The following is a 23,045-nucleotide window of genomic DNA, read 5'->3' as shown; positions in this document are numbered from 1 at the left end:
GGACGCGTGATGACAGGGCAACAAGGTGAGGGAGCGTAGATGAACCTGGCGCTGATCCTCGACGTCCTCCTGATCATTCTGCTCCTGGCGACGATCGTCTACGCCATGGTCTTGCATCGGCGCCTCTCGATGCTCAGATCCGAGAAAGAGGGTCTGGAAACCTTTCTGGAGAAGATGAACCAGGCGACCATGAAGGCCGATGCCAGCCTGAAGGGCATCCGCCAGTCCGCCGAGCAGGCCCAGGCGCTGCTCAACGATCCGATGGTGAAGGCCCAGGCGCTGCGGGACGAGCTTCTGTTCCTGATCGAGCGGGCCGATGGATCGGCCGAACGTCTCGCCGGGAGTGCCAGCGGCAAGGCGCGCGAAGAGCCGGAGCCTCAGGCGCCGGCCCGCAAGCCGGCACGGCGCGCCGCACCCGCCGCCGCGCCTCAGCCGGAAAAGGGTGAGGATGACGGTGCGCGCTCCCAGGCCGAGCGCGACCTGATGAACGCTTTGAGGAACGTGCGCTGAGATGAGCTACGACCGACTTGGACGACGGGCCGCTGCGCCCTCGCAGGATGACGACGCCACAGCCGGCGGCACCTTCGCGCCGGTCGCCTCGCATCCGGCGACACCGAACGCGGAGCGTCTGGCCCGGGGCCGGGCGGCGGCGGCGGCCATGCGGGCCGCCCAGCAGCAGAACCGCGAACCGCAGGCCCCGGCCGGCAAGGCGGCAAAGCCCGCAAATCCCAAGAAGCGGGGCGCGGCCGCCCTGCGGATCCTGCCGCTGACCGCCTTCGCGGCGGCGCTGGTGCTGTCGGTCAAGGTCGCCGACCTGTGGGAGCGGCGCGAGAGCTTCGTGCAGGCCGTCACTTTCGGCACCGTGGCGGTCGCCGCCGGGCCGGCGCAGTCGGAGGCCGAAGACACGTCGAACAGTCCCGTCATGAAGGCGGGTTCCCCCGAGGCATCGCTGCCGATGATGCAGCTGGCCCAGGCCGACACGACCACATCCGGCGAGAAGGTCGATCCGTTCAACCTCGGCAAGTCCCAGATCGAACTGCTGCAGAGTCTGGCCGATCGGCGCGAGGAGCTCGAGGAACGGGAGCGTACCCTGGTCCAGCGCGAGGGGCTCCTCGCCGCCGCCGAGCATCGCATCGACCGGAAGATCGGGGAGCTGAACGGCATCAAGACGGAGATCGAAGACCTCATCCGCAAATATGACGAGCAGGAAGAAGAACAGCTCGGAAGCCTGGTGAAGATCTATGAGACGATGAAGGCGAAGGACGCGGCCAAGATCTTCGACGCCCTGGATATGGATGTCCTGCTGCAGGTCATCGAGCGGATGAAGGCCTCGAAGACCGCGCCGGTGCTTGCCGAAATGACGCCGGAGCGGGCGAAGGAGGTGACCACGCGGATCGCCGAGCGGCGGAAGATGCCCGACATCAACTGATCCGGCGGTAACCGATCCGGTTGTAACCGGTACGGCGGCGGCGCGCCGAAATCTGCTGCGTTGACAGGCGGTACCCTCTAAATTACGCCAGCATCATCACTAATCTCGTTTACAACGTTTTAACCCCCCTGGCATACGTTGTGCCCACTTCGGCAGGGGTCCGCGCGTCCAGGGGCGGGCATCAGAGACTTTAGGAGACGGGATATGGCGGTTGATATGAACATGTCGATTCTCATCGTCGACGACTACAAGACGATGTTGAGGATCATCCGAAATTTGCTGCGTCAGCTCGGCTTCGCAAATGTGGACGAAGCGTCCGATGGAGCGACCGCCCTGCAGAAGCTGCGCCGCGGCGAGTTCGGTCTGGTCATTTCCGACTGGAACATGGAGCCGATGACGGGCCTCCAGCTCCTCAAGGAAGTCCGGACCGACGCCAAGCTGAAGTCGACCCCGTTCATCATGGTCACCGCCGAGAGCAAGACCGAGAACGTCATCGCCGCCAAGAAGGCCGGCGTGAACAACTACATCGTCAAGCCGTTCAATGCCGCCACCCTCAAGACCAAGATGACTGCGGTCATCGGCGAGTTCTGAGCATGAGCGCGGGCGGGGCGGGGTGAAGTCGGGCGTCGATGACAACGGTGCGGCTGCCCGCGCCTTGTCCGAAATAGCGGCAGCGGACGGCGAGCTGCAGGATGCGTTCGACCGCGTTCTGGAGGCTGCCGAGCAGCTGATGGATACCGGTGAGTCCGCCGGTGGCGCCGTCGGTGACGCCATTGCCGCCGCCACCGGATCGATCTTCGAAGCCTCCGCCATGCGGGACATCCTGGGCCAGCGCCTCAGCGCGATCCGCGAGGCCGTGACGCTTCTCGACACCTCGACTGCATCTGCGCTCGAAACAAAACGTGACAAAGCGCGGGAAATAGAGGAAAAAAGAGAAGACGGGTCGGCTTCGGAGAGCGGGTTGCTCAACGGTCCACAGTTGCCGGGAGCGGCCACGAGCCAAGCGGAGGTCGACGCGCTGTTCGATAACCTCGATTAGGCGCGAATGACATTCAGCCGGGCAGAGCGACGGGAACCCGACAAGGGAAGCAGCCAGCCGCTGTTCCTCAGTCTGTTTCTGTTGCTGCTGGCGTTCTTCATCATGCTCAATGCCCTCTCCACGGTCGAGCAGGGCCGCAGCGACCGGGTCATGGAGAGCGTGAAGCGTGCCTTCCCCTCCGCCGTCCGCAAGAACATCGCCGACGATCCGCTGGATGCCGACCCGGGCCAGGTGATCGGCGAGTCCGTTCGCTCGGCCCTCGGAACGGTGTTCCGCGAGGTTCTGCCGGCCGTGGTCGTCGAGGTCGAGGCCAGCGGCAATCCCATTTTCGTGACTATTCCCGCGCGACAGGTCTATGCGCCGGCCGCCGGCGGCATCACCCCGGTGATGGAGAAGCTGGCCGCCCGGCTCGCGCCGATCCTCAACAATCCGCCGGCGGGCAGCGTTCTCGATCTGCAGATCCTGTACGGCGTGGACGACGCGGTTTCCCAGCCGCGGCGGGAGGAACTCATCTTCCGCGCCAGCGAGACGGTGCGCACCTTCGTCGATCGGGAGGTCGACCCGTCGGTCCTGTCCGCGGGTCTCGAACCCTTCGACCCGGCCTCGGTTCGGCTGATCTTCCGCACGCGTCCGGCCGGCGCCAGCGGGCCGGCGCTGGAGGATGGGGCGTCGTGACGGTTCAGCTTTCCCGCGTGCGCTCCATGGTGGTCCGGGGTGAGCGCAAGCTCGGCCGCCGGGCCGGCCGCAAGTATGGCGGCGGCGCAAGTTGGATGGTCACGCTGGTGGACCTGGTGTCCCTGATGCTGGCGTTCTTCGTACTGCGTTTCGCGATGACAAACATCGACACCCCGAGTTTCCAGGCGGCTGCGGGGTCGATCGCCCTGGTTCTCGGCCAGGAGGTGTCCGTTGTCGGGGAGACACCGCCGGTCGAGCTGAGCGTGTCCGCCGAACGCACGCGGCGCGGCTTTTCCCTCAGCTACCTGGAGCCGATCCTCGACGCCAAGATGTCCGCCGACCCGGTCCTGAACCAGGCGAAGATCGCCGCGGCCGGCGAGCAACTCGTCATCGCCCTGCCGGCCGATCTTCTGTTCTCCGTCGGGGAGGCGGAGCTGACCCGCGAGGCGCGCGTCGCCGTCGGGGTCCTCTCGACCGCCTTGTCGACGCTGCCGAACCGGATCGACGTGGTCGGATACGCCGACCCGCAGCCGATGACCGGCAGCGGACGCTACGCGACCAATTGGGAGCTCTCCCTGGCCCGGGCCGATGCCGTCGCCACACGGCTCGTTCAGACCGGCTTTCCGCGACAGCCCACGGTGGAGGGGCGGGGGGACAGCCGGTTCAGCGAGGTGGCGCCGACCCTCGACATGGATCGCCGATACGCCCTGGCGCGTCGGGTCGATGTGGTGATCTTCCCGGAGCGCGCGCCATGATCCGCGCGCTGACCCGCTTCGTCCTGGTCCTGGCCGTCGCGTTGCTGACGGTAACCGGCTCCGCTGGGGCCGTTCCCGTGCAGGTGAGCGGCGGCAGTACCGAGACATCCGAACGGCTCGTCTTCGACTGGCCCCGCTCGGTCGATTATTCGGCGGAGCGGTTCGGCGATTCCCTGGTGATCCGCTTCTCCCAGCCGATCGAGGGCGACGTCGCCGGCGCGGCGACCGGCCTCGGCAGGTTCATCTCCGGCGGCCGGGTCGGCAGCGATGGCCGAAGTGCGGTGATCGAGCTGACCGGCAATCACCGCCTGCGCACCACCCGGGACGGCAACCGGATCGTCATCGACCTGTCGGACCGGACCAGCGCCCCGACCCCCTTGCCGGCTCCCAGTCAGCCGGCGTCCAGTCAGGCGGCTCCCGCGCCGCCGCCGGCCGCCGCCGCACCGCCACCTGCCCAGGCTGCCCCCACCCAGACGGCGCCCGCCCAGGCGGCACCTGCCCAGGCTGCGCCCGCCGCGCCGTCGGGTCCGGAACTGGCCGTGCGGACCGGCAGGCACGCGAACTACGACCGGATCGTCTTCGACTGGCCGGCATCGGTGGACTTCGAAGTCGAGCCGGACGCGGGGGCCGCCCGCATCCTGTTCGCCCGTCCGGCCCGGATCGACGACAGTGCCGTGCGCCGCCAGCTGCCCGAAGCGTTGCGCGGTTTCGCCAGCACGCCGTCGGCCTCCGGTCTGACCGTCACCGTGCCCGTGCCGGACGGCCGCTCGATCAACGCCTTCCGCTCCGGCCCGAAGGTGGTCGTGGATGTGCTGCGCGACACCAGTGGCACGACCGTGGCCCCGGCCGGATCCCAGCCCGCTCTGCCGCCGGCCCAGGCGCAACCGGCGCCGCAGACCGAGCCGCAGACGGCGCAGCAGACAGCGCCGCCACCCGCCGCTGACGGTGTTCCGGCCGCCCGTGCGCAGGCCCCGACTCCGGCTCCGGATCAGACCCCGAGCCCGGCCGCGCCGGCGGCGACCCAGGGTCAGGCACCGGCGCCCGCCGCCGCGCCGGTACCGGCGACGCCGGAGGTTACGGCGCAGAACAATGTGCGCAGCCAGACCGCTCCTAGACCCGCCGGTGCCGCTCCCTCCGACCCGACGACGGCCGTCACGCAGCTGCCCGACGTCCGTTCCAGCATGCCGGCGGCGCAGTCCGACGGCGAGTCGAGCCTGGACGACGCGATCCGTCTCAATGCCGCCCCGACCGAAGCGGCACAGCCGATTACCGGGCCACCGCTGGCGATCACCCGGCTGAACAACGCCGACGCGATCTCCCTGCGCTTCGCCTTCGAGGAGGAAGCGGCCGCCGTGGTCTTTCCGCGCGCCGGCTATGTCTGGGTCGGGTTCGACCGGCCCGCCGCCTTCGATACCAGCCAGCTCGCGGGCCTGGCGAACGAGATCGTCGGCCAGCCCGAGCAGGTCGCCGCATCCACCGGATCGGTCGTGCGCATCCCTGTCGTGGAGGGGGTGAATCCCCGGGTGTGGCGCGACGGGACCGCGTGGGTGCTGGACCTGCAGCCGCAGCTGTCGCGCCCGGACGTGCCACTGCGCATCGACGCGCAGATGGTCAGCCCGCAGGGGCCGCGCCTGTTCATCCCGGTCGAGGGGGTGGGCGAGCCGATCGTCGTCAACGACCCCGAGGTCGGCGACAGCCTGTTCCTGATCCCGATCACCCCGCTGTCCCGTGGCATCGACGGCAACCGACGCTATCCGGACATGGAGATCCTCGCCTCGCTTCAGGGCGTGGTGGTGCGGCCGAACCGGTCGGACCTGGCGATCCGTGTCCTGCCCGACGGCATCGCCATCACCCGCGAGGAGGGCATGGTGCTGTCCGGCCCCGCGCCCCGGTCCGCCGACGACGTCTATACAGGCGGACGGTTCGAGGGGCTGACCGCCGGGTTGCCACCCGGACGGATCTTCGACATGGCGAACTGGCGGCTCGGTTCGGACGCCGAGTTCCTGGAGCGGCGCCAGGCCCTGCAGCTCCGCATTTCCGAGGCCACGAGCATTTCCCGCAACGGGCCGCGGCTGGAACTCGCCCAGTTCTATTTCGCCCGGGGACTGGCGGCGGAGGCCATCGGTCTGCTGCGGACCATCGCCCAGTCTGACGAGGACCTGGCGAACCGGCCGGACGTGAAGGCCCTGCGCGGCGCGGCCAGCTTCATGCTCGGCCGCAATGCCGAGGCCGAGGAGTATCTCGACGACCCGGCCCTCAACGGGTTCTCGGAGGCCGAACTGTGGCGCGGCGCCGCCACCGCCGGCCAGGGCAAATGGGACGAGGCGGTGGAGCATATCGCCCGGGCCGGCGAGATCCCCGGCGGCTACCCGCGCAACTACACCACCGAACTGGCGATGCAGGCCGCTGAGGCGGCGATCCGGGCGGGCGACTTCCGCGGGGCCGGCGCCTTCCTCGACGTCATCGCCGAGGGCGACCCCACGCCGGGCGAGCGCGCGCGTCTCGATTTTCTGCGCGGCCGGGTTCTGTATGCCTTCGGGGATACCGAGGCGGCCCTGGATATCTGGAACCAGCTGGCCGAGGGCGAGGACCGCTGGGCGCGCGTGCGCTCCGAACGGGAACTCATCCAGCACCGTCTCGATGACGGCCGCATCACTCCCATGCAGGCGGCCGACCGTCTGGACGAACTCCGCTACGCCTGGCGCGGCGACCGCGTCGAGTTCGAGCTGCTGCGCGACCTGGGTCGCCTGCGCCTGCAGGAGAACGAGTTCGAGGAAGGGCTCGCCGCCCTGCGGCAGGCCGTGACCTTCTTCCCGGACAATCCGGAATCGCGCGACCTGGCCTTCGAGCTGACCGAGGCCTTCAGCGAGATCTTCACCAGCGGCATCGCCGAGGCGATGACCCCGCTTCAGGCGTTGGCGCTGTATGACGAGTTCCGCGAGCTGACCCCCGTGGGGGCGGCCGGCGACAAGATCATCGAGGCGCTGGCCGATCGGCTGGTGAAGGTCGACCTGCTCGATCGCGCCGCCCGCCTGCTGGACCGCCAGGTCAAGTTCCGCCTGCAGGGGACGGAGAAGGCACGGGTCGGCGCCCGTCTCGCGCTGATCCTGCTGCTCGACCGCCAGCCGGAAAGCGCCATCGCCGCCCTGGACGAGAGCGTGGCCCCCGGCCTGCGCCCGGATCTGGCGGCGGAGCGCCGGCGGCTGCGGGCCCGGGCGATCTTCGATCTCGGCGACGCCCAGGGCGCGCTCAAGCTGCTGGCCGACGACACAAGCCGCGAGGCCGACCTGCTGCGCGCCGATATCTACTGGCGCACCCAGGACTGGGTGGAGGCGGCCAAGACCTTCCGCAGCCTGGTTGCCGAGGCGGGCCGCGACGGCCGCCGCCTGACGCCGGAACAGGCCAACTACATCGTCAACTGGGCGGTGGCGCTGGCGCTCAGCGACAACGACAACGGCCTGAACCGGCTGCGGCAGATCTACGGCACGCAGATGGACGACACCCCGTTCCGCGAGGCGTTCCGTCTGATCACCAACAACACCGACAGCGGGCCGGACGAGTTCCTGCGCCTGACGGAGCGGTTCGAGGAGATCGGCCGGTTCCAGGCCTTCCTGTCGAGCTATCGCGACAAGCTGAAACAGGGCCCGCTCAGCGCCACCAACTGAGGAGGCGCGCCTCTCCCCGAGTTCCGGGATTCAGGGTGCCGCGTGTCGGAGCCCGTCCGAACCGGATCGGGTCCGCGAGACGGGACGCGCCCCGCTACGTCGCGAAGCTGCGGACCAGGGTGCCGGCGACCATGTACCAGCCGTCCACCAGCACGAAGAAGATCAGCTTGAACGGCAGCGAGATCGTCACCGGCGGCACCATCATCATGCCCATGGACATCAGCACCGACGCGATCACCATGTCGATGATCACGAACGGCAGATAGAGCAGGAAGCCGATCTCGAAGGCGCGCCGCAGCTCGCTGATCATGAAGGCCGGCACCAGCACCTGCAGCGGCGCGTTCAGCCCGGTCTCGGCGGGCCCGACCTCGGCGATGTCCTCGAAGAGCTGCAGGTCCTTCTCGCGGACCTGGGCGAGCATGAAGACCCGGAAGGGGGCGGTGGTCTCGCGGAACGCCTCCTCCTCGTCGATCTGCTCCTCGATCAGCGGCCGCACCCCGTTCTGCCAGGCGGTCTGGAAGGTGTCGGCCATGATGAAGGCGGTCATGAACATCGCCAGGCTGATCGCCACGATGTTCGGCGGCGCCTGCTGGGTGCCGAGCGCGGAGCGCAGCAGCGAGAACACCACGATGATGCGGGTGAAGGACGTCACCATCATCAGGATGCCCGGCGCCAGGGACAGCACCGTGACCAGGGCGACGAGCTGGATGATGCGCGCGGTTGTGGAGCCGCCCGGCTCGCCCACATCGAGGGTGAGGGACTGGGCGAGGACCGGCGCGGCGTAGAGGGCGCCGCCGAGGCCGGCCAGAACCGACAGGAGGACGAGCAACCGCCGTGCGGTCATCGATCGGCTCCGTCGCCGGTGGTTTGGGGCACGGGCAGCGGCGGTGCCGGGATGCCGGTCTCCACGACCATGTCGCTCTCTCCGCCGATCACCAACAGATGCTCCACCTCGTCACGCCGGACCAGAATCAGCCGCCGGCGCCCGTCGAGGACGCGGTTCTCGACGATCCGGAGGCGCGGCGTCTTGCCGACATTCATCGCCAAGCCGAAGCGCTCGACCGCATAGCGCCGTACCAGCCAATAGCATATGCCGATCAGCCCGAGAACAAAGGCGAAGGCCAGGATGAAGCGGATATAGTCGAACAGACCCATGGCGCATTGTCGGCTGCGGGTCGGGCCGTGCCAAGGCTGCAGGGAGGTGCGGCGGCCGGGCGATATCAGAACCCACGCCGGCGGCGGGTCTGTCCGGCGCCATAGGCGGCGGCGGCGGAGCGGGCCGAACGGGCCGGGGGCGGCGAATCGCCGCCGTCGCCCCGCTGCTGGATCGCCGTCGCCGCGGCGTCGAGCCGCGCGATCAGCTGTTCCAGAACCGGCAGCAGGGCCTTGGCCTCCGCGGGCGGGCGGGCCAGGACGGCGTCGCAGAGCCGCGAGACCCGCTGCTCCAGCGCGGCGCGATCGGTGGTGCCGGCCGCCAGGTCGTCGATCTGGGCGGCGACGGCGGCGATCTCCGCCTGCAGCTCCGGCTGGGCAGCGGGATCATCTGTCATCGCGGGGCTCTCCCTCCCGGTTTTCGACTTTCATCCGGTCGTTCGCGCGGTAGACATAGGTCAGGATCTCGGCCACGGCGGCGAAGGCCTCCAGGGGGATCTCGCAATCGACCTCCACGACCTCGAGGATCTGGGCGAGATCCGGGTCGGTCCGCACCTTCACGTCGTTGCGGAAGGCGAGATCGAGAATCTTCTCGGCCATCTCGCCATAGCCCTTGGCCACCACGGTCGGCGCGAGGCCGCTGTCGATATCGTGGCTCAGGGCGATCGCGATCTGCCGCTCTGGCGCGCTGCCGCGGGGACTGGCCGGGGTGTTGGGTCGCCGTGTCATGGGGGCAGTATACCGATCCTCGCGCCCTCTCGCATCCGGCCCGCGCACCACGGTTGGCACGGTGCTTGCTTGTCCATTGGCGACGCTCACCGCCAACCGGTGGACGTCACCGAAAGAAGCAAATCCGTCGAGATTGCTCAGAAGGGGACGAGAGATGAAGATGTCGGACATGAGCCTGTTTCGGATGGCTCGTCAGCAGATGGACTGGTTGGGCGACCGTCAGACCGTGCTGGCCCAGAACATCGCCAACGCCGACACCCCGAACTACCGCGCCAAAGACCTCAAGGCGCTGAGTTTCGAGCGGGAGCTGCGCGACATCAAGCAGGTGAGGATGCAGGCGACCAGCGGCACCCATCTGCAGGGAACGGTCCAGAAGCCGGACTTCCGGGTCGAGGAGCTGCGGGCCCGCGACGTCTACGAGACCAACCCGAACGACAACGGCATCGTCCTCGAAGAGCAGATGATGAAAGTGTCCGACACCCAGATGAAGTACCAGCTGGCGTCGAACGTCTATCAGAAGAACATGACGATGCTGCGGACCGCCATCGGGCGTAACGGGCAATAAGCGGAGAGGACGGACCCATGGAACTGATCAACGCCATCAAGATCTCCGCTTCCGGCATGAAAGCCCAGGGCACGCGCCTGCGGGTCGTGGCCGAGAACGTCGCCAACGCCGACTCGATGGGCAACAAGCCGGGCGACGATCCCTATCGCCGCAAGACCATCACCTTCCAGGACCAGCTCGACCGGACGCTCAACGCGGATCTGGTGTCGGTGAAGAAGATCGGTCGCGACATGAGCGACTTCGATCTCTCCTACGAGCCGTACCATCCGCTGGCCGACGAGAACGGCTACGTCAAGAAGCCGAACGTCAACTCGCTGATCGAACTGACGGACATGAAGGAGGCCCAGCGCGGCTACGAGGCCAACCTGAGCGTGATCGACAGCTCCAAGGCGATGATCCAGCGCACGATCGAGCTGCTGCGCTGATAGGCGCGCAGAAACCCCGTAAGGCGCTGTTTCGCCGGACGGACCCATCGCGTAGAATGGCACCCATGGAGGTACCGTCATGGTGACACGTATCGGAGACATCACGCCGCCGATCCCCGGAGTGGGTGGCGGTGCTGCGGACAAGCCGCTCGCCGGCAAGGATTTCGCCAGCTTCGTCAAGGACGCGGCCGAATCCTCGATCGACACGATGTATAAGGGCGAGACCCTGTCCAAGGCCGGTATCGCCGGCACGGCCGACCTGACCGACGTGGTCGCCGCCGTGAACGATGCGGAACTCACCCTGCAGACCGTGACCGCTCTGAGGGACAAGCTTGTCTCAGCCTATCAGGAGATCATCCGCATGCCGATCTGAGGTGGTCGCCGCGGTTTCGGCGACCATCGGGAGCGACAGGGCGGCAGGAAGCGACCCGGCAGGTTTTGCCGGGCATTCGGCGTTGGGAGGAAGCAAATGACCGAGGCCGATGCGATCGACGTGTCCCGGGAAGCGGTTCTGGTGCTGCTGACGATGTCCCTGCCGGTCATGCTGATCGCGCTGGGGGTCGGTCTGACCATCGCCCTGTTCCAGGCGCTCACGCAGCTTCAGGAGATGACCCTGGTCTTCGTGCCGAAGATCCTGGTGGTCTTCGGCTCGCTGCTGCTGCTGCTGCCGTTCATGCTGGCCACGATCACGACGTTCTTCGACGGATTGGCCGACAAGATCATCGGGCTCTCGTAGGAGCGCGGCCGGTGCCGCTTCAGGAGTATCTCCCGGTCCAGGCCTATGCGCTGATGCTGGTCATCGCCAGGCTGGGCGCTTTGGTGTTCCTGCTGCCGGGAATCGGTGAGTCCTTCGTCTCCTCGCGCATCCGCATGATGTTCCTGCTGACCATGGCGCTGGTCGTCTCGCCGACGGTCATGACCTATCTGCCGACCGTCCCGCCTTCGCTGCCGGAACTGTTCCTGCTGGTCTTCATCGAGGTCATGATCGGCAGCTTCTTCGGGCTCGTCGGCCGCACGCTGCTGCTGACCCTGTCCTCGGCCGGCATGATCCTCTCGTTCTCCACGGGGCTGGCGAACGCCCAGGTGTTCAACCCGTCGATCCAGGGGCAGGGAACGTCGATCAGCCTGCTGCTCAGCGTGCTGGCGATCATGGTGGTGATGGCGGCCGACATGCACCACATGCTGATCCTGGCGCTGATCGACAGCTACACCCTGTTCCCGCCCGGCGCGCCGCTGCCGATCGACGACATGTCGCTGGCCTTTACCAGGCTGGTGGCGGATTCCTTCGAGATGGCCGTGCAGCTTTCGGCGCCGTTCATCGTGTTCTCGCTGGTGTTCTTCGTCACCCTCGGCGTGGTGTCCCGGCTGATGCCGCAGCTTCAGATCTTCTTCATCGGTCTGCCGATACAGATACTCATGGGCTTCACCATCATGATTGCGATTCTCGGCACGATGGTTGAGGTGTTTCTCAGGTACTATGAGGACGGGATCGCCTCCTATCTCGTTCCCGGCTAACCGCGACAAGGCGACGGCGCATCCATGTCGGACCAGGACCAATCCGAAAAGACGGAAGAACCGACTCCGAAAAAGCTGTCGGAGGCGCGCAAGAAGGGTCAGATCGCCAACAGCAAGGAGGTGAACAGCTTTGCCGTGCTGCTGGGCGCGACGCTGGTCGTCGGCATCATCGGTCCGTTCGTTGCGCTGCGGGTCTACAGTCCGCTGGCCGGAATCATGGAGAAGGCCGGCACGATGCCGATCGATCATGGCAGCACCGGCCAGATCCTCTTCGACGTCTTCGCCTCGGTCCTGATCGCGTTGTCGCCGGTCTTCGCGGTGTTCATGGTGCTGGCTCTGGCCGCCAGCCTCGGCCAGTCCGGGATCCTGTTCACCACCGAACCGATCTCCCCGAAGTTCGACAAGATCTCGCCGATCAAGGGCTTCGGCCGGCTGTTCTCGCTGCGGTCGATCGTCGAGTTCCTGAAAGGCATCGCCAAGATGGGGGTCGTCGGCGCCGTCGCCCTGGTCCTGGTCTTGCCGGAACTCGACAGGCTCGAGACGATCGTCCAGATGGATGTCCGCCAGTTGCTGGAAGAGATCCAGACCCTGCTGATCCGCCTGCTGTTCGGGGTCTCCGCGGTCATGGTCGTCATCGCCGTGGCCGACTACGTCTATCAGAAGTACGAGCATATCAAGCAGCTCAAGATGAGCCGCCAGGAGATCCGCGACGAGCACAAGCAGTCGGAAGGCGACCCCCACGTCAAGGCGCGGCTGCGCCAGATCCGTCACGAGCGGGCGCGTCAGCGCATGATGTCGGCGGTGCCCCAGGCGGATGTCATCGTCACCAACCCGACCCATTTCGCCGTCGCGTTGAAATACGACACCTCGGTGATGGCGGCGCCGACCGTGGTCGCCAAGGGCGTGGACAATGTCGCGTTCCGGATCCGCGAGGTGGCGGAGGCGAACGGCGTGCCGATCGTCGAAAACCCGCCGCTGGCGCGGGCGCTGTTCGGCGGCGTCGAACTGGACCAACAGATCCCGGAAGAGCACTATCAGGCGGTGGCGCAGATCATCTCCTACGTTTACCGCCTCCAGGGTAAGCGGATGTCGGCCTAGAGCGCGATCGGTTCAGATCGAAACGATCTGAACCGTGAATCGCCCTCTAACCCATTAAAGATAGAGCAAGTTCACACGAGCAGATGTTTCCATCTGATCGTGATTTGCTCTAAGGCGGCTCGCGCTCTAGATGGTCGTCCGGATGGGCCGGGCAGCGGAGGCGCTGGCGGAGCGCAGGATTTTGCGGAGGGGAAGCTGTTTTCTGGCGAGGGTTTGAGGGGGTTTTCCCTATGGCGCGCCCTGATCGGCGGACCGTCCGAACGCGGCAGCGATGCCGCCGACAGACGGATACCCGACGGCGACGGAGGGCCGGCGGAGGACGCGGTCGATCGTGGTTGCGTTCGCCTGGGCGCGGACGGCCGCTTCCTGGATGCCGATGCCGGGGCGGTGGCGCTCCTGGGCGAGTCGGCCTCGACGGGAGAGGGCAAACCCGTGGCGCGCCTGCGCCTCATGGTCCTCAAGCGCGATGTCTCCGACAGCGAAGTCACGGACAGTTTCGAGCATGACGGGCGGAGCGTTTCCGTAACGCTGACCGCGGTTCCGGAGGGAGTCGTCCGGGCCGATCTCTGCGCCGCCCGCAAGCCGGCCGATGCACCGCAGGAGACGGTGCTGGAACTGGTGGTCGACGCCCTGGAATACGCGCCCATCGGTGCACTGAGGATCTCCGACGAGGGACGGATCGTCGGCCATAACCGCTTCCTGTCCGACTGGCTCGGCCCCGGCGGCAGCAACGCCATGCTCGGCTTCGAGTTCCTGCCGCTGGTCGCCGAGCACGACCGCGACCGGGTGCGGCAGGTGATCGCCGGCGCCGATGCGAGCGGCGAGACCTCGCGGCCGATAGACGTGACCGTGGGCGGGGGCGATACCGAGCGGGTCGCCTCGATGTTCGTGCGGCGGCCCCGCGGCAACCCGAGCCAGCGGGTGGTCTACCTGATCGATGTCAGCGAGCAGCGCTCCCTGGAGGTGCAGTTCGCCCAGTCGCAGAAGATGCAGGCGGTCGGCCAGCTGGCCGGCGGCGTGGCCCACGATTTCAACAACCTGCTGACGGCGATGACCGGCTATTGCGACCTGCTGCTGCAGCGTCACCGCGCCGGCGACCAGTCCTTCGCCGATGTCATGCAGATCAAGCAGAACGCCAACCGGGCGGCCAACCTGGTGCGCCAGCTTCTCGCGTTCTCCCGGCAGCAGACCCTGATCCCCCGGGTCGTCGACCTGACCGAGATCCTGTCGGACCTGTCCCACCTGCTGCGCCGGCTGATCGGCGAGACCGTCGTCCTGGAACTGGAGCACGGCCGCGACCTGCGCCCGGTTCGGGTCGATCCGGGCCAGCTCGAACAGGTGATCATCAATCTCGTGGTCAATGCCCGCGACGCCATGCCCGGCGGCGGGCGGATCTCCATACGCACCGGCCTGACCGAGACCGTCCGGCCGCTGCGCCAGGGCGACGAGGTCATGCCGCCCGGCGAATACGTGCTGATCGAGGTGATCGATACCGGCACCGGGATGCCGCCGGACGTGCAGAAGCGGATCTTCGAGCCGTTCTTCACCACCAAGGACCTGGGGCAGGGCACCGGGCTCGGCCTGTCGACCGCCTTCGGCATCATCAAGCAGTTCGGCGGCTACATGTTCGTCGACAGCACCCAGGGGGTCGGAACCACCTTCTCGATCTACCTGCCGGCCTGGACCGGCGCCCTGGAAGCCACCGCGGCCGACGGACCCCGGCGGCTGGACACCGATCTTTCGGGGACCGGCACCGTGCTGCTGGTGGAGGACGAGGATCCGGTGCGTCTGTTCGCCGCCCGGGCGCTGCGGGGCAAGGGCTACACGGTGCTGGAGGCGCGCTCGGGCGAGGCGGCTCTGGAGCTGTTGCGCGGCGAGAATCCGCAGGTCGACCTGATGGTGACCGACGTGATGATGCCGGGAATCGACGGACCGACCCTGATCCGCGAGGTGCGCAAGGACCGGCCGAGCCTGCCCGTGGTCTGTATTTCGGGGTATTCCGAGGATGCGTTGCGCCAGCGGATCGCCGACGCCGAATCGGTGGCGTTCCTGCCGAAACCGTTCTCGCTGAAGCAGCTCGCCCAGGCGGTGAAGCATGCTTCGCTCCCGATCGATCCCGGATCTTGAGGTCGATTCAGGCAAGACCGCTAGATCTGGACGAGAACAAAAGTAGAAAATCCGCTTGTGAATGAGAACAAAATAAGTACAATCCGTCTCTAGAGATCGTTCACCTCGCACCGGCACCGACGTCAGTCCCAACGGGTCACACCCGTTGCCCCGTACCGGGCGCGCACGATAGAAGGAGGCGGAAATGAGCGCTGCACTCAAGCTTGTTGAGAAGGACGGCATGGACAAGTCGAAAGCGTTGGAAGCCGCACTCAGTCAGATCGAGCGTGCGTTCGGCAAAGGCTCCGTGATGAAGCTCGGTGCGCGCGAAGCCGGGGTCGAGATAGACTCGGTGTCGACCGGCTCGCTCGGCCTGGATATCGGCCTCGGCATCGGCGGCCTGCCGCGCGGCCGCATCGTCGAGATCTACGGTCCGGAGAGCTCGGGCAAGACGACCCTGGCCCTGCATGTGGTCGCCGAGGCGCAGAAGGCCGGCGGCACCTGCGCCTTCGTCGATGCCGAGCATGCGCTCGATCCGATCTATGCCCGCAAGCTGGGCGTGGATGTGGACGAGCTGCTGATCTCCCAGCCGGATGCCGGCGAACAGGCGCTGGAGATCGCCGACACGCTGGTGCGCTCCGGCGCCATCGACGTGCTGGTGATCGATTCCGTGGCCGCCCTGGTGCCCCGGGCCGAACTCGAGGGCGAGATGGGCGACACCCATGTGGGCCTGCAGGCGCGGCTGATGAGCCAGGCGCTGCGCAAGCTGACCGGCTCGATCTCCAAGTCGCGCTGCATGGTGATCTTCATCAATCAGATCCGCCAGAAGATCGGCGTGATGTTCGGCAACCCGGAGACCACCACCGGCGGCAACGCGCTGAAGTTCTATGCCTCCGTGCGCCTCGACATCCGCCGCATCGGCGCGATCAAGGACCGCGACGAGGTGGTGGGCAACCAGACCCGGGTGAAGGTGGTGAAGAACAAGCTGGCTCCGCCGTTCCGGGTCATCGAATTCGACATCATGTACGGCGAGGGCATTTCCAAGCTGGGCGAACTGCTCGATCTTGGCGTCAATGCAAGCATCGTGGAGAAGTCGGGCGCGTGGTTCTCCTGCGACGGCCAGCGCATCGGCCAGGGCCGAGAGAACGCCAAGCAGTTCCTGAAGGCCAATCCGGACATCGCCAACGGCATCGAGCGGCGGATCCGCGAGAATGCCGGGCTGGTGGCCGAGGCCATGCTGGTCGGCGACCCGGAAAGCGGGCCCGAGGACGCCGCGGGCGACGACGCCTGATCGCATTTAGGAGGGCGGCCGGTCACCGGCCGCCTTCGTCCTTCGGGTGGGACGTCCCCCGCCGGCCGGTCCTCCGGCGTCGATCGCGGGACGGCGACCCGACCCGTCCGGCGGGCATCCGCTGGACAGCGCCGGGTGGCCTCGATAAAACCGGGGACTTTTGACGGCGCCGTTTCCGCGCGTGGGGCGCGGGGCCGGCCGCCAAGTCGCCGGAGACAGGGCCATGGCCACGACGAACGACATCCGCCGCGCGTTTCTCGACTATTTCTCGGCCCGCGGGCATGCCGAGGTGGCCTCCAGCCCGCTGGTGCCGCGCAACGATCCGACGTTGATGTTCACCAACGCCGGTATGGTGCAGTTCAAGAACGTCTTCACCGGCCAGGAGACCCGCGACTACAACCGGGCCGTCACCTCGCAGAAATGCGTGCGCGCCGGCGGCAAGCACAACGACCTGGACAATGTCGGCTACACCGCCCGCCACCACACCTTCTTCGAGATGTTGGGGAACTTCTCCTTCGGCGACTATTTCAAGGCCGAGGCGATCGAGTTCGCCTGGACCCTGATCACCGGCGAGTTCGGCCTGCCCAAGGACAAGCTGCTGGCCACCGTCTATGCCGAGGATGACGAGGCGGCCGCCCTCTGGAAGAAGATCGCCGGCCTGCCGGAAGAACGGATCATCCGCATCCCGACCTCAGACAATTTCTGGGCGATGGGCGATACCGGACCCTGCGGCCCGTGTTCGGAGATCTTCTTCGACCATGGCCCGTCCATCCCCGGCGGCCCGCCGGGCTCGCCGGACGAGGACGGCGACCGGTTCATCGAGATCTGGAACCTCGTGTTCATGCAGTACGAGCAGGTGACGCCCGACGAACGGGTCAACCTGCCGCGGCCGTCGATCGACACCGGCATGGGCCTGGAGCGCATCTCCGCCGTGCTGCAGGGCAAGCACGACAACTACGAAATCGACACCATGCGCCGCATCATCGAGGCCTCGGCCGAGGCCGCCGGCGTGGATCCGGACGGTGAGTTCAAGGTCTCGCACCGGGTGGTCGCCGACCACCTGCGGGCCAGCACCTTCCTGATCGCCGACGGGGTGCTGCCGTCGAACGAGGGCCGCGGCTACGTGCTGCGCCGGATCATGCGCCGGGCCATGCGCCACGCCCATATCATGGGCTGCACCGACCCGCTGCTGCACCGGCTGGTGCCGACCCTGGTGCGCGAGATGGGCGAGGCCTTCCCGGAACTCGGCCGCGCCCAGGCGCTGGCGACCGAAACCCTCAAGTTGGAGGAGACCCGGTTCAAGGAGACCCTGGACCGCGGCCTGCGGATCCTCTCCGAGGAGACTGGCAAGCTCGGCGAGGGTCAGGCCCTGAACGGCGAGGTCGCCTTCAAGCTCTACGACACCTACGGCTTCCCGGTCGATTTGACCGCCGACATCCTGCGCGGCCAGGGCCGGGCGTTGGACCAGGCCGGTTTCGACGCGGCGATGGAGCGCCAGCGTGCCGCCGCCCGCAAGTCCTGGTCCGGTTCGGGCGAGGCGGCAACCGACCGCACCTGGTTCGAGGTCCGCGACAAGGTCGGCGCCACCGAGTTTCTCGGCTACGACACCACCTCGGCCGAGGGCGTGGTCAGCGCCCTGATCGTCGACGGCAAGCAGGTCGACAGCGTCGAACCGGGGGCCCAGCCCGGCGGCGATGTGCTGGTCGTGGTCAACCAGACCCCGTTCTATGGCGAGAGCGGTGGCCAGATGGGCGATACCGGCACCATCCGCACGGCCGCCGGCGCGACCCTCACGGTGACGGATACCCAGAAGAAGCTGGGCGACGTCTTCATCCATGTCGCCACGCTGCAGGACGGCCCGGTAAAGGTCGGCGAACCGGTGGAACTGCTGGTCGATGCCGACCGCCGCGACCGGCTGCGGGCGAACCACTCGGCCACCCACCTGTTGCACGAGGCCCTGCGCCGCCGGCTCGGCGACCATGTGGCTCAGAAGGGCTCTCTGGTGGCGCCGGAGCGCCTGCGCTTCGATTTCAGCCAGCCCACATCCATCGCGCGGGAGGACCTAGCCTGGGTCGAGAGCGAGGTGAACCGGCGGGTGCGTCAGAATTCCCCGGTCACCACCCGCCTGATGACCCCGGATGCGGCCATCGGCGAGGGGGCCATGGCCCTGTTCGGCGAGAAATATGGCGACGAGGTCCGTGTCGTCTCCATGGGCGGCGACCTCGAGGCGGGCGGCAAGTCGGCCTGGTCGGTCGAGCTCTGCGGTGGTACCCATGTGGGCCGCACCGGCGATATCGGCCTGGTGAAGATCGTCGCCGAAGGCGCGGTCGCCGCAGGCGTGCGCCGGGTGGAGGCGGTCACCGGCATCGGTGCGCTGGACTGGCTGAACGCCCGCGAAGCCGCGCTGGCCGAGGCGTCGGCCGAGCTGAAGACAACGCCGGAGGACCTGCCGGCCCGCGTCCATGCCCTGATCGAGGAGCGCCGCCGGCTCGAGCGCGAGCTGGTGGAGACCCGTAAGAAGCTGGCCTCCGGCGGTTCCGGCGGCGGCGCGACCAAGACCGTCTCCGGCGTCACCTTCGCCGGCCGGTCGCTTGACGGCGTGCCGGCCCGCGAGCTGAAGGGCGTGGCCGACGGCCTGAAGCAGGAGATCGGCTCGGGAGTCGTCGCCGTGGTCAGCAACGACGACGGCAAGGCCTCCCTGGTGGTCGCCGTGACCGACGACCTGACCGGCCGGTTCAGTGCCGTCGATCTGGTCCGCGCCGGCTCGGCGGCTCTCGGCGGCAAGGGCGGCGGCGGCCGTCCCGACATGGCCCAGGCAGGCGGCCCCGACGGCACGGCCGGCGACAAGGCCCTGGCGGCGATCGAAGCGGCCTTGGCCTCCGCCCCCGCCGCCGCGTAAGGTCCGGGACGACCCAATGCCGGGGCGGCGACGTTCTGCCCCGGTTTCGTCGCAGTTTCGACCCACGGTGCTTCCCCGCGAGTGCCGCGCGCACAACCCACCCGGCATGAAGCCGTCTGGCGAGGTGAGATGAACGAGATGCAGCAACCCACCCGCTTCGAGGGCAGCGACAGCTACGTCGCCACCGCCGACCTGCGTGTGGCCGTGAACGCCGCGGTACAGCTTGCCCGTCCGCTGCTGGTCAAGGGCGAGCCCGGCACCGGCAAGACGGTGCTGGCCCGCGAGGTGGCGGACGCTCTCGGCATGCCGCTGATCGAGTGGCACGTGAAGTCGACCACCAAGGCGCAGCACGGCCTGTACGAGTACGATGCGGTCGCCCGTCTGCGCGACGGTCAGCTCGGCGACGAGCGGGTGCGGGACATCTCCAACTACATCCGCCGCGGCAAGCTGTGGGAGGCGTTCACCGCCCCGGAGCAGGCGGTGCTGCTGATCGACGAGATCGACAAGGCGGATATCGAGTTCCCGAACGACCTGCTGCTGGAACTCGACCGCATGGAGTTCTTCGTCTACGAAACCGGCGAGACGGTGAGGGCGAAGCACCGCCCGATCGTCATCATCACCTCGAACAACGAGAAGGAACTGCCGGACGCCTTCCTGCGCCGCTGCTTCTTCCACTACATCCGCTTCCCCGATCCGGAGACCATGGCGGCGATCGTCGAGGTGCATTTCCCCAAGTTGAAGCAGGAGATGCTGCGCGCTGCCCTGAACGCGTTCTTCGAGATCCGCGAGGTCCCGGGGTTGAAGAAGAAGCCGTCCACCTCGGAGCTGCTGGACTGGCTGAAACTGCTGCTGATCGAGGACATCCCGCCGGAGGCGCTGAAGGTCACCGACGAGAAGGACCTGATCCCGCCGCTCTACGGCGCCCTGCTGAAGAACGAGCAGGACGTCCACCTGTTCGAACGCCTGGCCTTCCTGGCCCGGCGCGAGGGGCGGGCGTGATGCGCGCGCTGGTCCTGGCCGCCGCCCTTTCCTTCGCCGCCACGCCCGCCTTTGCCGGCAAGCTGCTGGAGGCGGCGCCCGAGGCAATGAAGAGCTATGCCGAGCAGGCGGGCTACATCCTGAGTTCCATCGCCGTGTGCGGCGGTGATGCGGAGGAGGAGACGTATTTCCGCTCTCTGGCCCGCGACAACCTTGTGCAGCTCGGCGCCGATGACGAGGATCTGGGCTTCCTGGAATACAACATGGAAGCGGCCGCCCGGACCGCCAAACCGCGCAAGCGGGACTGCGGCGAGGATGGCGCGGTGCCCGTGGCCTCCGACCTGTTCCTGTACAGGAACATCATCGAGAAGGCGCTGAAAGGCGGCTGAGCCCCCCAGGTAGCAAGCAGGAAGCAAGAGGTCATGTTCACCCGCTTCTTCACCGAGCTGCGCGACGCCAAGCTGCCGGTTTCCATTACCGAATACCTGACGCTGCTGCGGGCGGTGCGCGACGGGGTGGCCGGCGGGTCGGTGGATGATTTCTACTACCTTTCGCGCGCCACCCTGGTGAAGGACGAGCGCCATCTGGACCGGTTCGACCGGGTGTTCGGCCATGTCTTCCAGGGCATGGAGGCGCTGGACGAGCTGTTCGGCTCCGAGATCCCCGACGAGTGGCTGCAGAAGCTGGCCGAGCTGAACCTCTCCGACGAAGAGAAGCGCCAGATCGAGGCCATGGGCGGCTGGGACAAGCTGATGGAGACCCTGCGCCAGCGCCTGGAGGAACAGAAGGGTCGGCACCAGGGCGGCAGCAAATGGGTCGGCACCGCCGGCACCTCGCCCTACGGCGCCTACGGCTACAATCCGGAGGGCGTGCGCATCGGCCAGGACGGCAACCGCAATTTCCGCGCGGTGAAGGTCTGGGACAAACGCGAGTTCCGCAATCTCGACGACAGCGTGGAGATCGGCACCCGGAACCTCAAGGTCGCCCTGCGCAAGCTGCGCCGGTTTGCCCGCCAGGGCCGGCCCGACGAGCTCGATCTGGACGGCACGATCCGGCAGACCGCGAAGAACGGCGGCTGGCTCGACCTGCAGATGCGGGCCGAGCGGCAGAACGTCGTCAACGTGATCCTGTTCTTCGATGTCGGCGGCTCGATGGACCCGTATGTGAAGGTCTGCGAGGAGCTGTTCTCCGCCGCGCGCAGCGAGTTCAAGCACCTGGAGTTCTTCTACTTCCACAACTGCCCCTACGAGCGGCTGTGGAAGGACAACCGGCGCCGCCACGTGGAGCGGATCGACACCGCCGAGGTGCTGCGGACCTACGGGCCGGAATACAAGGCGGTGTTCATCGGCGACGCCTCCATGAGTCCCTACGAGATCGCGGTCGCCGGCGGCAGCGTGGAGCACATGAACCCGGAGCCGGGCGGGGTGTGGATCAAACGTCTGACCGAACATTTCCACCGCTCGGTCTGGCTGAATCCGGTGCAGGAGCGGTTCTGGCAGTACACCCAGTCCGTCGCCATGGTGAAGGAGCTGCTGGAGGACCGGATGTATCCGCTGTCCCTCGACGGCCTCGACCGGGCGATCAAGGAGCTGAACTCGTGAGCATGGCCGAGACCGAGCGGCTCGACCCCCGGGTGAACGCCTATCGCACGGACCTGGCGGACGCCCGGCTGGAGGGCCGGGTGAACGCCGCGCGGTTCGTGGCGGGCGAGCCGGCGCGCATCGCCACCGGCACCGCTTCCCTGCGCGAGGCGCCGTTCGAGGAGGCCCGCCAGGGCTCCGAACTGCTGTATGGCGAGCGTGTCGCCGTGTTCGAGCGCAAGCGCGGCTGGGCCTGGGTGCGTAACGAGACCGACGGCTATGTGGGCTATGTGCGCGAGGAAAGCCTGGGCGCGGCGGAGTCGGCCGCACCCAGCCACCGGGTGGTCGCCCTGCGCAGCTACCTGTTCGACGCGCCGGACCTGAAGACGATCCCGCGCGCGGTGGTCCACCTGACCTGCCGGGTGACGGTGACCGACCGGCATGGCGACTGGGCGCGGGTGGCCGATGACGGCTGGCTCTGGGCGATGCACTTGGCGCCGCTGGGCGAGGTCGAGCGAGATCCGGTGGCGGTCGCCCGGCGCTTCATGGGGGCGCCTTATGCCTGGGGCGGGCGGTCGACCACTGGACTGGACTGTTCGGCCCTGGTGCAGCTTGCGCTGGCGGCCTGCGGGGTCGCGTGTCCGCGCGACAGCGACATGCAGGAAGCGGGGTTGGGCACGGTGGTGCCGTCGCTGGACGAGGCGCGGCCGGGCGACCTGCTGTACTGGCCGGGGCATGTGGCGTTCCTGCTGGAGGGCGACCGCATTCTGCACGCCAACGGTCATCACATGGCGGTGGCCGAGGAGCCCCACGCCGACTTCCGCGCGCGCAACATGGCCAAGATCGGCGATGTGCGCACGGTGCGCCGGATCGGGTGACGCCTCTGCCCGGTTATCCGCCCGTTCCGTCGTCCCGGACCTGATCCGGGACCAAGCCCCAGGCGCCGGTGCACCGCAGATCCAGACGTTCGTCAGGATGACGGGCAGGGTTGTGGGACGTGCTGCATCCATCCCCCTAACGCCGTCATCCCGGACGGCCCCGGACCTGATCCGGGGGCGGGCCGGGACCCAGGCGGCGCGCTGGAGGCTCGGTCCCGGTCTTGTCCCGGATCGAGCGCGGGCCAAACCGGGATGACGGGAATGAG

Annotated in this window: 24 protein-coding genes; 20 read left to right on the top strand and 4 right to left on the bottom strand. The window is 67.6% G+C overall.

All coding sequences use genetic code 11. From position 1 onward, the window contains the following. The first annotated feature begins 39 nt into the window (after positions 1-39). From BLS34_RS19095 to BLS34_RS19065, 7 genes are all read left to right on the top strand, one after another. Positions 40-510, top strand: a complete 471-nt coding sequence (locus BLS34_RS19095) for a DUF6468 domain-containing protein (protein ID WP_028795000.1) — start codon at positions 40-42, stop codon at positions 508-510. Position 511: 1 nt separating this feature from the next. Next, positions 512-1,429 carry a MotE family protein gene (locus tag BLS34_RS19090; RefSeq protein WP_051244905.1) on the top strand — a complete coding sequence of 306 codons (918 nt, stop codon included), beginning with the start codon at positions 512-514 and terminating at the stop codon, positions 1,427-1,429. Between the two features lie 204 nt (positions 1,430-1,633). Further along, a complete protein-coding gene (locus tag BLS34_RS19085) occupies positions 1,634-2,020 on the top strand; it encodes a response regulator (RefSeq protein ID WP_028794999.1) in 387 nt (128 codons plus the stop codon). 22 nt (positions 2,021-2,042) lie between these two features. Next, on the top strand, positions 2,043-2,468 hold the full coding sequence (locus BLS34_RS19080; RefSeq protein ID WP_051244904.1) for a hypothetical protein: 426 nt from the start codon (positions 2,043-2,045) through the stop codon (positions 2,466-2,468). Between the two features lie 6 nt (positions 2,469-2,474). After that, entirely contained in the window at positions 2,475-3,143 is a 669-nt protein-coding gene (locus BLS34_RS19075) for a hypothetical protein (RefSeq protein WP_093152877.1), read from the top strand. Continuing rightward, positions 3,140-3,898, top strand: a complete 759-nt coding sequence (locus tag BLS34_RS19070; RefSeq protein ID WP_028794998.1) for an OmpA/MotB family protein — start codon at positions 3,140-3,142, stop codon at positions 3,896-3,898. Before BLS34_RS19075 ends, BLS34_RS19070 begins: the two co-directional genes overlap by 4 nt. Continuing rightward, positions 3,895-7,563, top strand: a complete 3,669-nt coding sequence (locus tag BLS34_RS19065) for a tetratricopeptide repeat protein (RefSeq protein ID WP_093152875.1) — start codon at positions 3,895-3,897, stop codon at positions 7,561-7,563. The genes BLS34_RS19070 and BLS34_RS19065 overlap by 4 nt, the downstream gene beginning before the upstream one ends. Positions 7,564-7,657: 94 nt before the next feature. On the opposite strand, the gene fliP is transcribed toward BLS34_RS19065, so the two are convergent. The 4 genes from fliP to BLS34_RS19045 form a co-directional block, all read right to left on the bottom strand. Continuing rightward, complete coding sequence (gene fliP / locus BLS34_RS19060; RefSeq protein WP_028794996.1) at positions 7,658-8,407, bottom strand: flagellar type III secretion system pore protein FliP; 750 nt, start codon at positions 8,405-8,407, stop codon at positions 7,658-7,660. Continuing rightward, a complete protein-coding gene (locus BLS34_RS19055) occupies positions 8,404-8,718 on the bottom strand; it encodes a FliO/MopB family protein (RefSeq protein ID WP_028794995.1) in 315 nt (104 codons plus the stop codon). The genes fliP and BLS34_RS19055 overlap by 4 nt, the downstream gene beginning before the upstream one ends. Positions 8,719-8,783: 65 nt before the next feature. Further along, a complete protein-coding gene (locus BLS34_RS19050) occupies positions 8,784-9,113 on the bottom strand; it encodes a hypothetical protein (RefSeq protein WP_093152872.1) in 330 nt (109 codons plus the stop codon). Beyond that, a complete protein-coding gene (locus BLS34_RS19045) occupies positions 9,103-9,615 on the bottom strand; it encodes an EscU/YscU/HrcU family type III secretion system export apparatus switch protein (protein ID WP_342740326.1) in 513 nt (170 codons plus the stop codon). Before BLS34_RS19045 ends, BLS34_RS19050 begins: the two co-directional genes overlap by 11 nt. On the opposite strand from BLS34_RS19045, the gene flgB reads away from it, so the two are divergent. The 13 genes from flgB (at position 9,614) to BLS34_RS18980 (ending at position 22,779) form a co-directional block, all read left to right on the top strand. Beyond that, positions 9,614-10,009 carry a flagellar basal body rod protein FlgB gene (gene flgB, locus BLS34_RS19040; RefSeq protein WP_169400864.1) on the top strand — a complete coding sequence of 132 codons (396 nt, stop codon included), beginning with the start codon at positions 9,614-9,616 and terminating at the stop codon, positions 10,007-10,009. The two genes, BLS34_RS19045 and flgB, sit on opposite strands and share 2 nt — an antisense overlap. 17 nt (positions 10,010-10,026) lie before the next feature. Then, positions 10,027-10,434: a flagellar basal body rod protein FlgC gene (flgC, locus tag BLS34_RS19035; protein WP_028794991.1), complete on the top strand. Its 408-nt coding sequence runs from the start codon at positions 10,027-10,029 to the stop codon at positions 10,432-10,434. A gap of 79 nt (positions 10,435-10,513) precedes the next feature. Beyond that, positions 10,514-10,807, top strand: coding sequence for a flagellar hook-basal body complex protein FliE (gene fliE / locus BLS34_RS19030; RefSeq protein ID WP_028794990.1), 294 nt, complete (start codon positions 10,514-10,516; stop codon positions 10,805-10,807). A gap of 96 nt (positions 10,808-10,903) precedes the next feature. Beyond that, positions 10,904-11,170, top strand: coding sequence for a flagellar biosynthesis protein FliQ (fliQ, locus tag BLS34_RS19025; protein WP_028794989.1), 267 nt, complete (start codon positions 10,904-10,906; stop codon positions 11,168-11,170). A gap of 11 nt (positions 11,171-11,181) precedes the next feature. Continuing rightward, positions 11,182-11,949, top strand: a complete 768-nt coding sequence (fliR, locus tag BLS34_RS19020; protein ID WP_093152864.1) for a flagellar biosynthetic protein FliR — start codon at positions 11,182-11,184, stop codon at positions 11,947-11,949. Positions 11,950-11,973: 24 nt separating this feature from the next. Further along, positions 11,974-13,047, top strand: a complete 1,074-nt coding sequence (gene flhB, locus BLS34_RS19015) for a flagellar biosynthesis protein FlhB (protein WP_028794988.1) — start codon at positions 11,974-11,976, stop codon at positions 13,045-13,047. 213 nt (positions 13,048-13,260) lie between these two features. Then, positions 13,261-15,174 (top strand): response regulator, encoded by a 1,914-nt coding sequence (locus BLS34_RS19010; RefSeq protein WP_245702069.1) that lies wholly within the window; start codon positions 13,261-13,263, stop codon positions 15,172-15,174. 184 nt (positions 15,175-15,358) lie between these two features. Then, positions 15,359-16,444: a recombinase RecA gene (recA, locus tag BLS34_RS19005; protein WP_093152862.1), complete on the top strand. Its 1,086-nt coding sequence runs from the start codon at positions 15,359-15,361 to the stop codon at positions 16,442-16,444. Positions 16,445-16,667: 223 nt separating this feature from the next. Beyond that, the gene (gene alaS / locus BLS34_RS19000; protein WP_093152859.1) at positions 16,668-19,343 is read left to right on the top strand and encodes an alanine--tRNA ligase; all 2,676 of its coding nucleotides are present in this window, start codon (positions 16,668-16,670) and stop codon (positions 19,341-19,343) included. A 138-nt stretch (positions 19,344-19,481) separates the two neighbouring features. Then, positions 19,482-20,342: an AAA family ATPase gene (locus BLS34_RS18995; RefSeq protein WP_093153054.1), complete on the top strand. Its 861-nt coding sequence runs from the start codon at positions 19,482-19,484 to the stop codon at positions 20,340-20,342. Then, positions 20,342-20,710: a hypothetical protein gene (locus BLS34_RS18990; protein ID WP_028794984.1), complete on the top strand. Its 369-nt coding sequence runs from the start codon at positions 20,342-20,344 to the stop codon at positions 20,708-20,710. Before BLS34_RS18995 ends, BLS34_RS18990 begins: the two co-directional genes overlap by 1 nt. Positions 20,711-20,743: 33 nt before the next feature. After that, positions 20,744-21,922 carry a vWA domain-containing protein gene (locus BLS34_RS18985; protein WP_093152856.1) on the top strand — a complete coding sequence of 393 codons (1,179 nt, stop codon included), beginning with the start codon at positions 20,744-20,746 and terminating at the stop codon, positions 21,920-21,922. 2 nt (positions 21,923-21,924) lie between these two features. Beyond that, the gene (locus tag BLS34_RS18980) at positions 21,925-22,779 is read left to right on the top strand and encodes a C40 family peptidase (RefSeq protein WP_093152854.1); all 855 of its coding nucleotides are present in this window, start codon (positions 21,925-21,927) and stop codon (positions 22,777-22,779) included. Positions 22,780-23,045: the final 266 nt, after the last annotated feature.

Source organism: Thalassobaculum litoreum DSM 18839 (assembly GCF_900102465.1).
Classification (GTDB): domain Bacteria; phylum Pseudomonadota; class Alphaproteobacteria; order Thalassobaculales; family Thalassobaculaceae; genus Thalassobaculum; species Thalassobaculum litoreum.
Note: the sequence above shows the minus strand (reverse complement) of the source record. Positions and strands in the feature narration are given on the sequence as shown.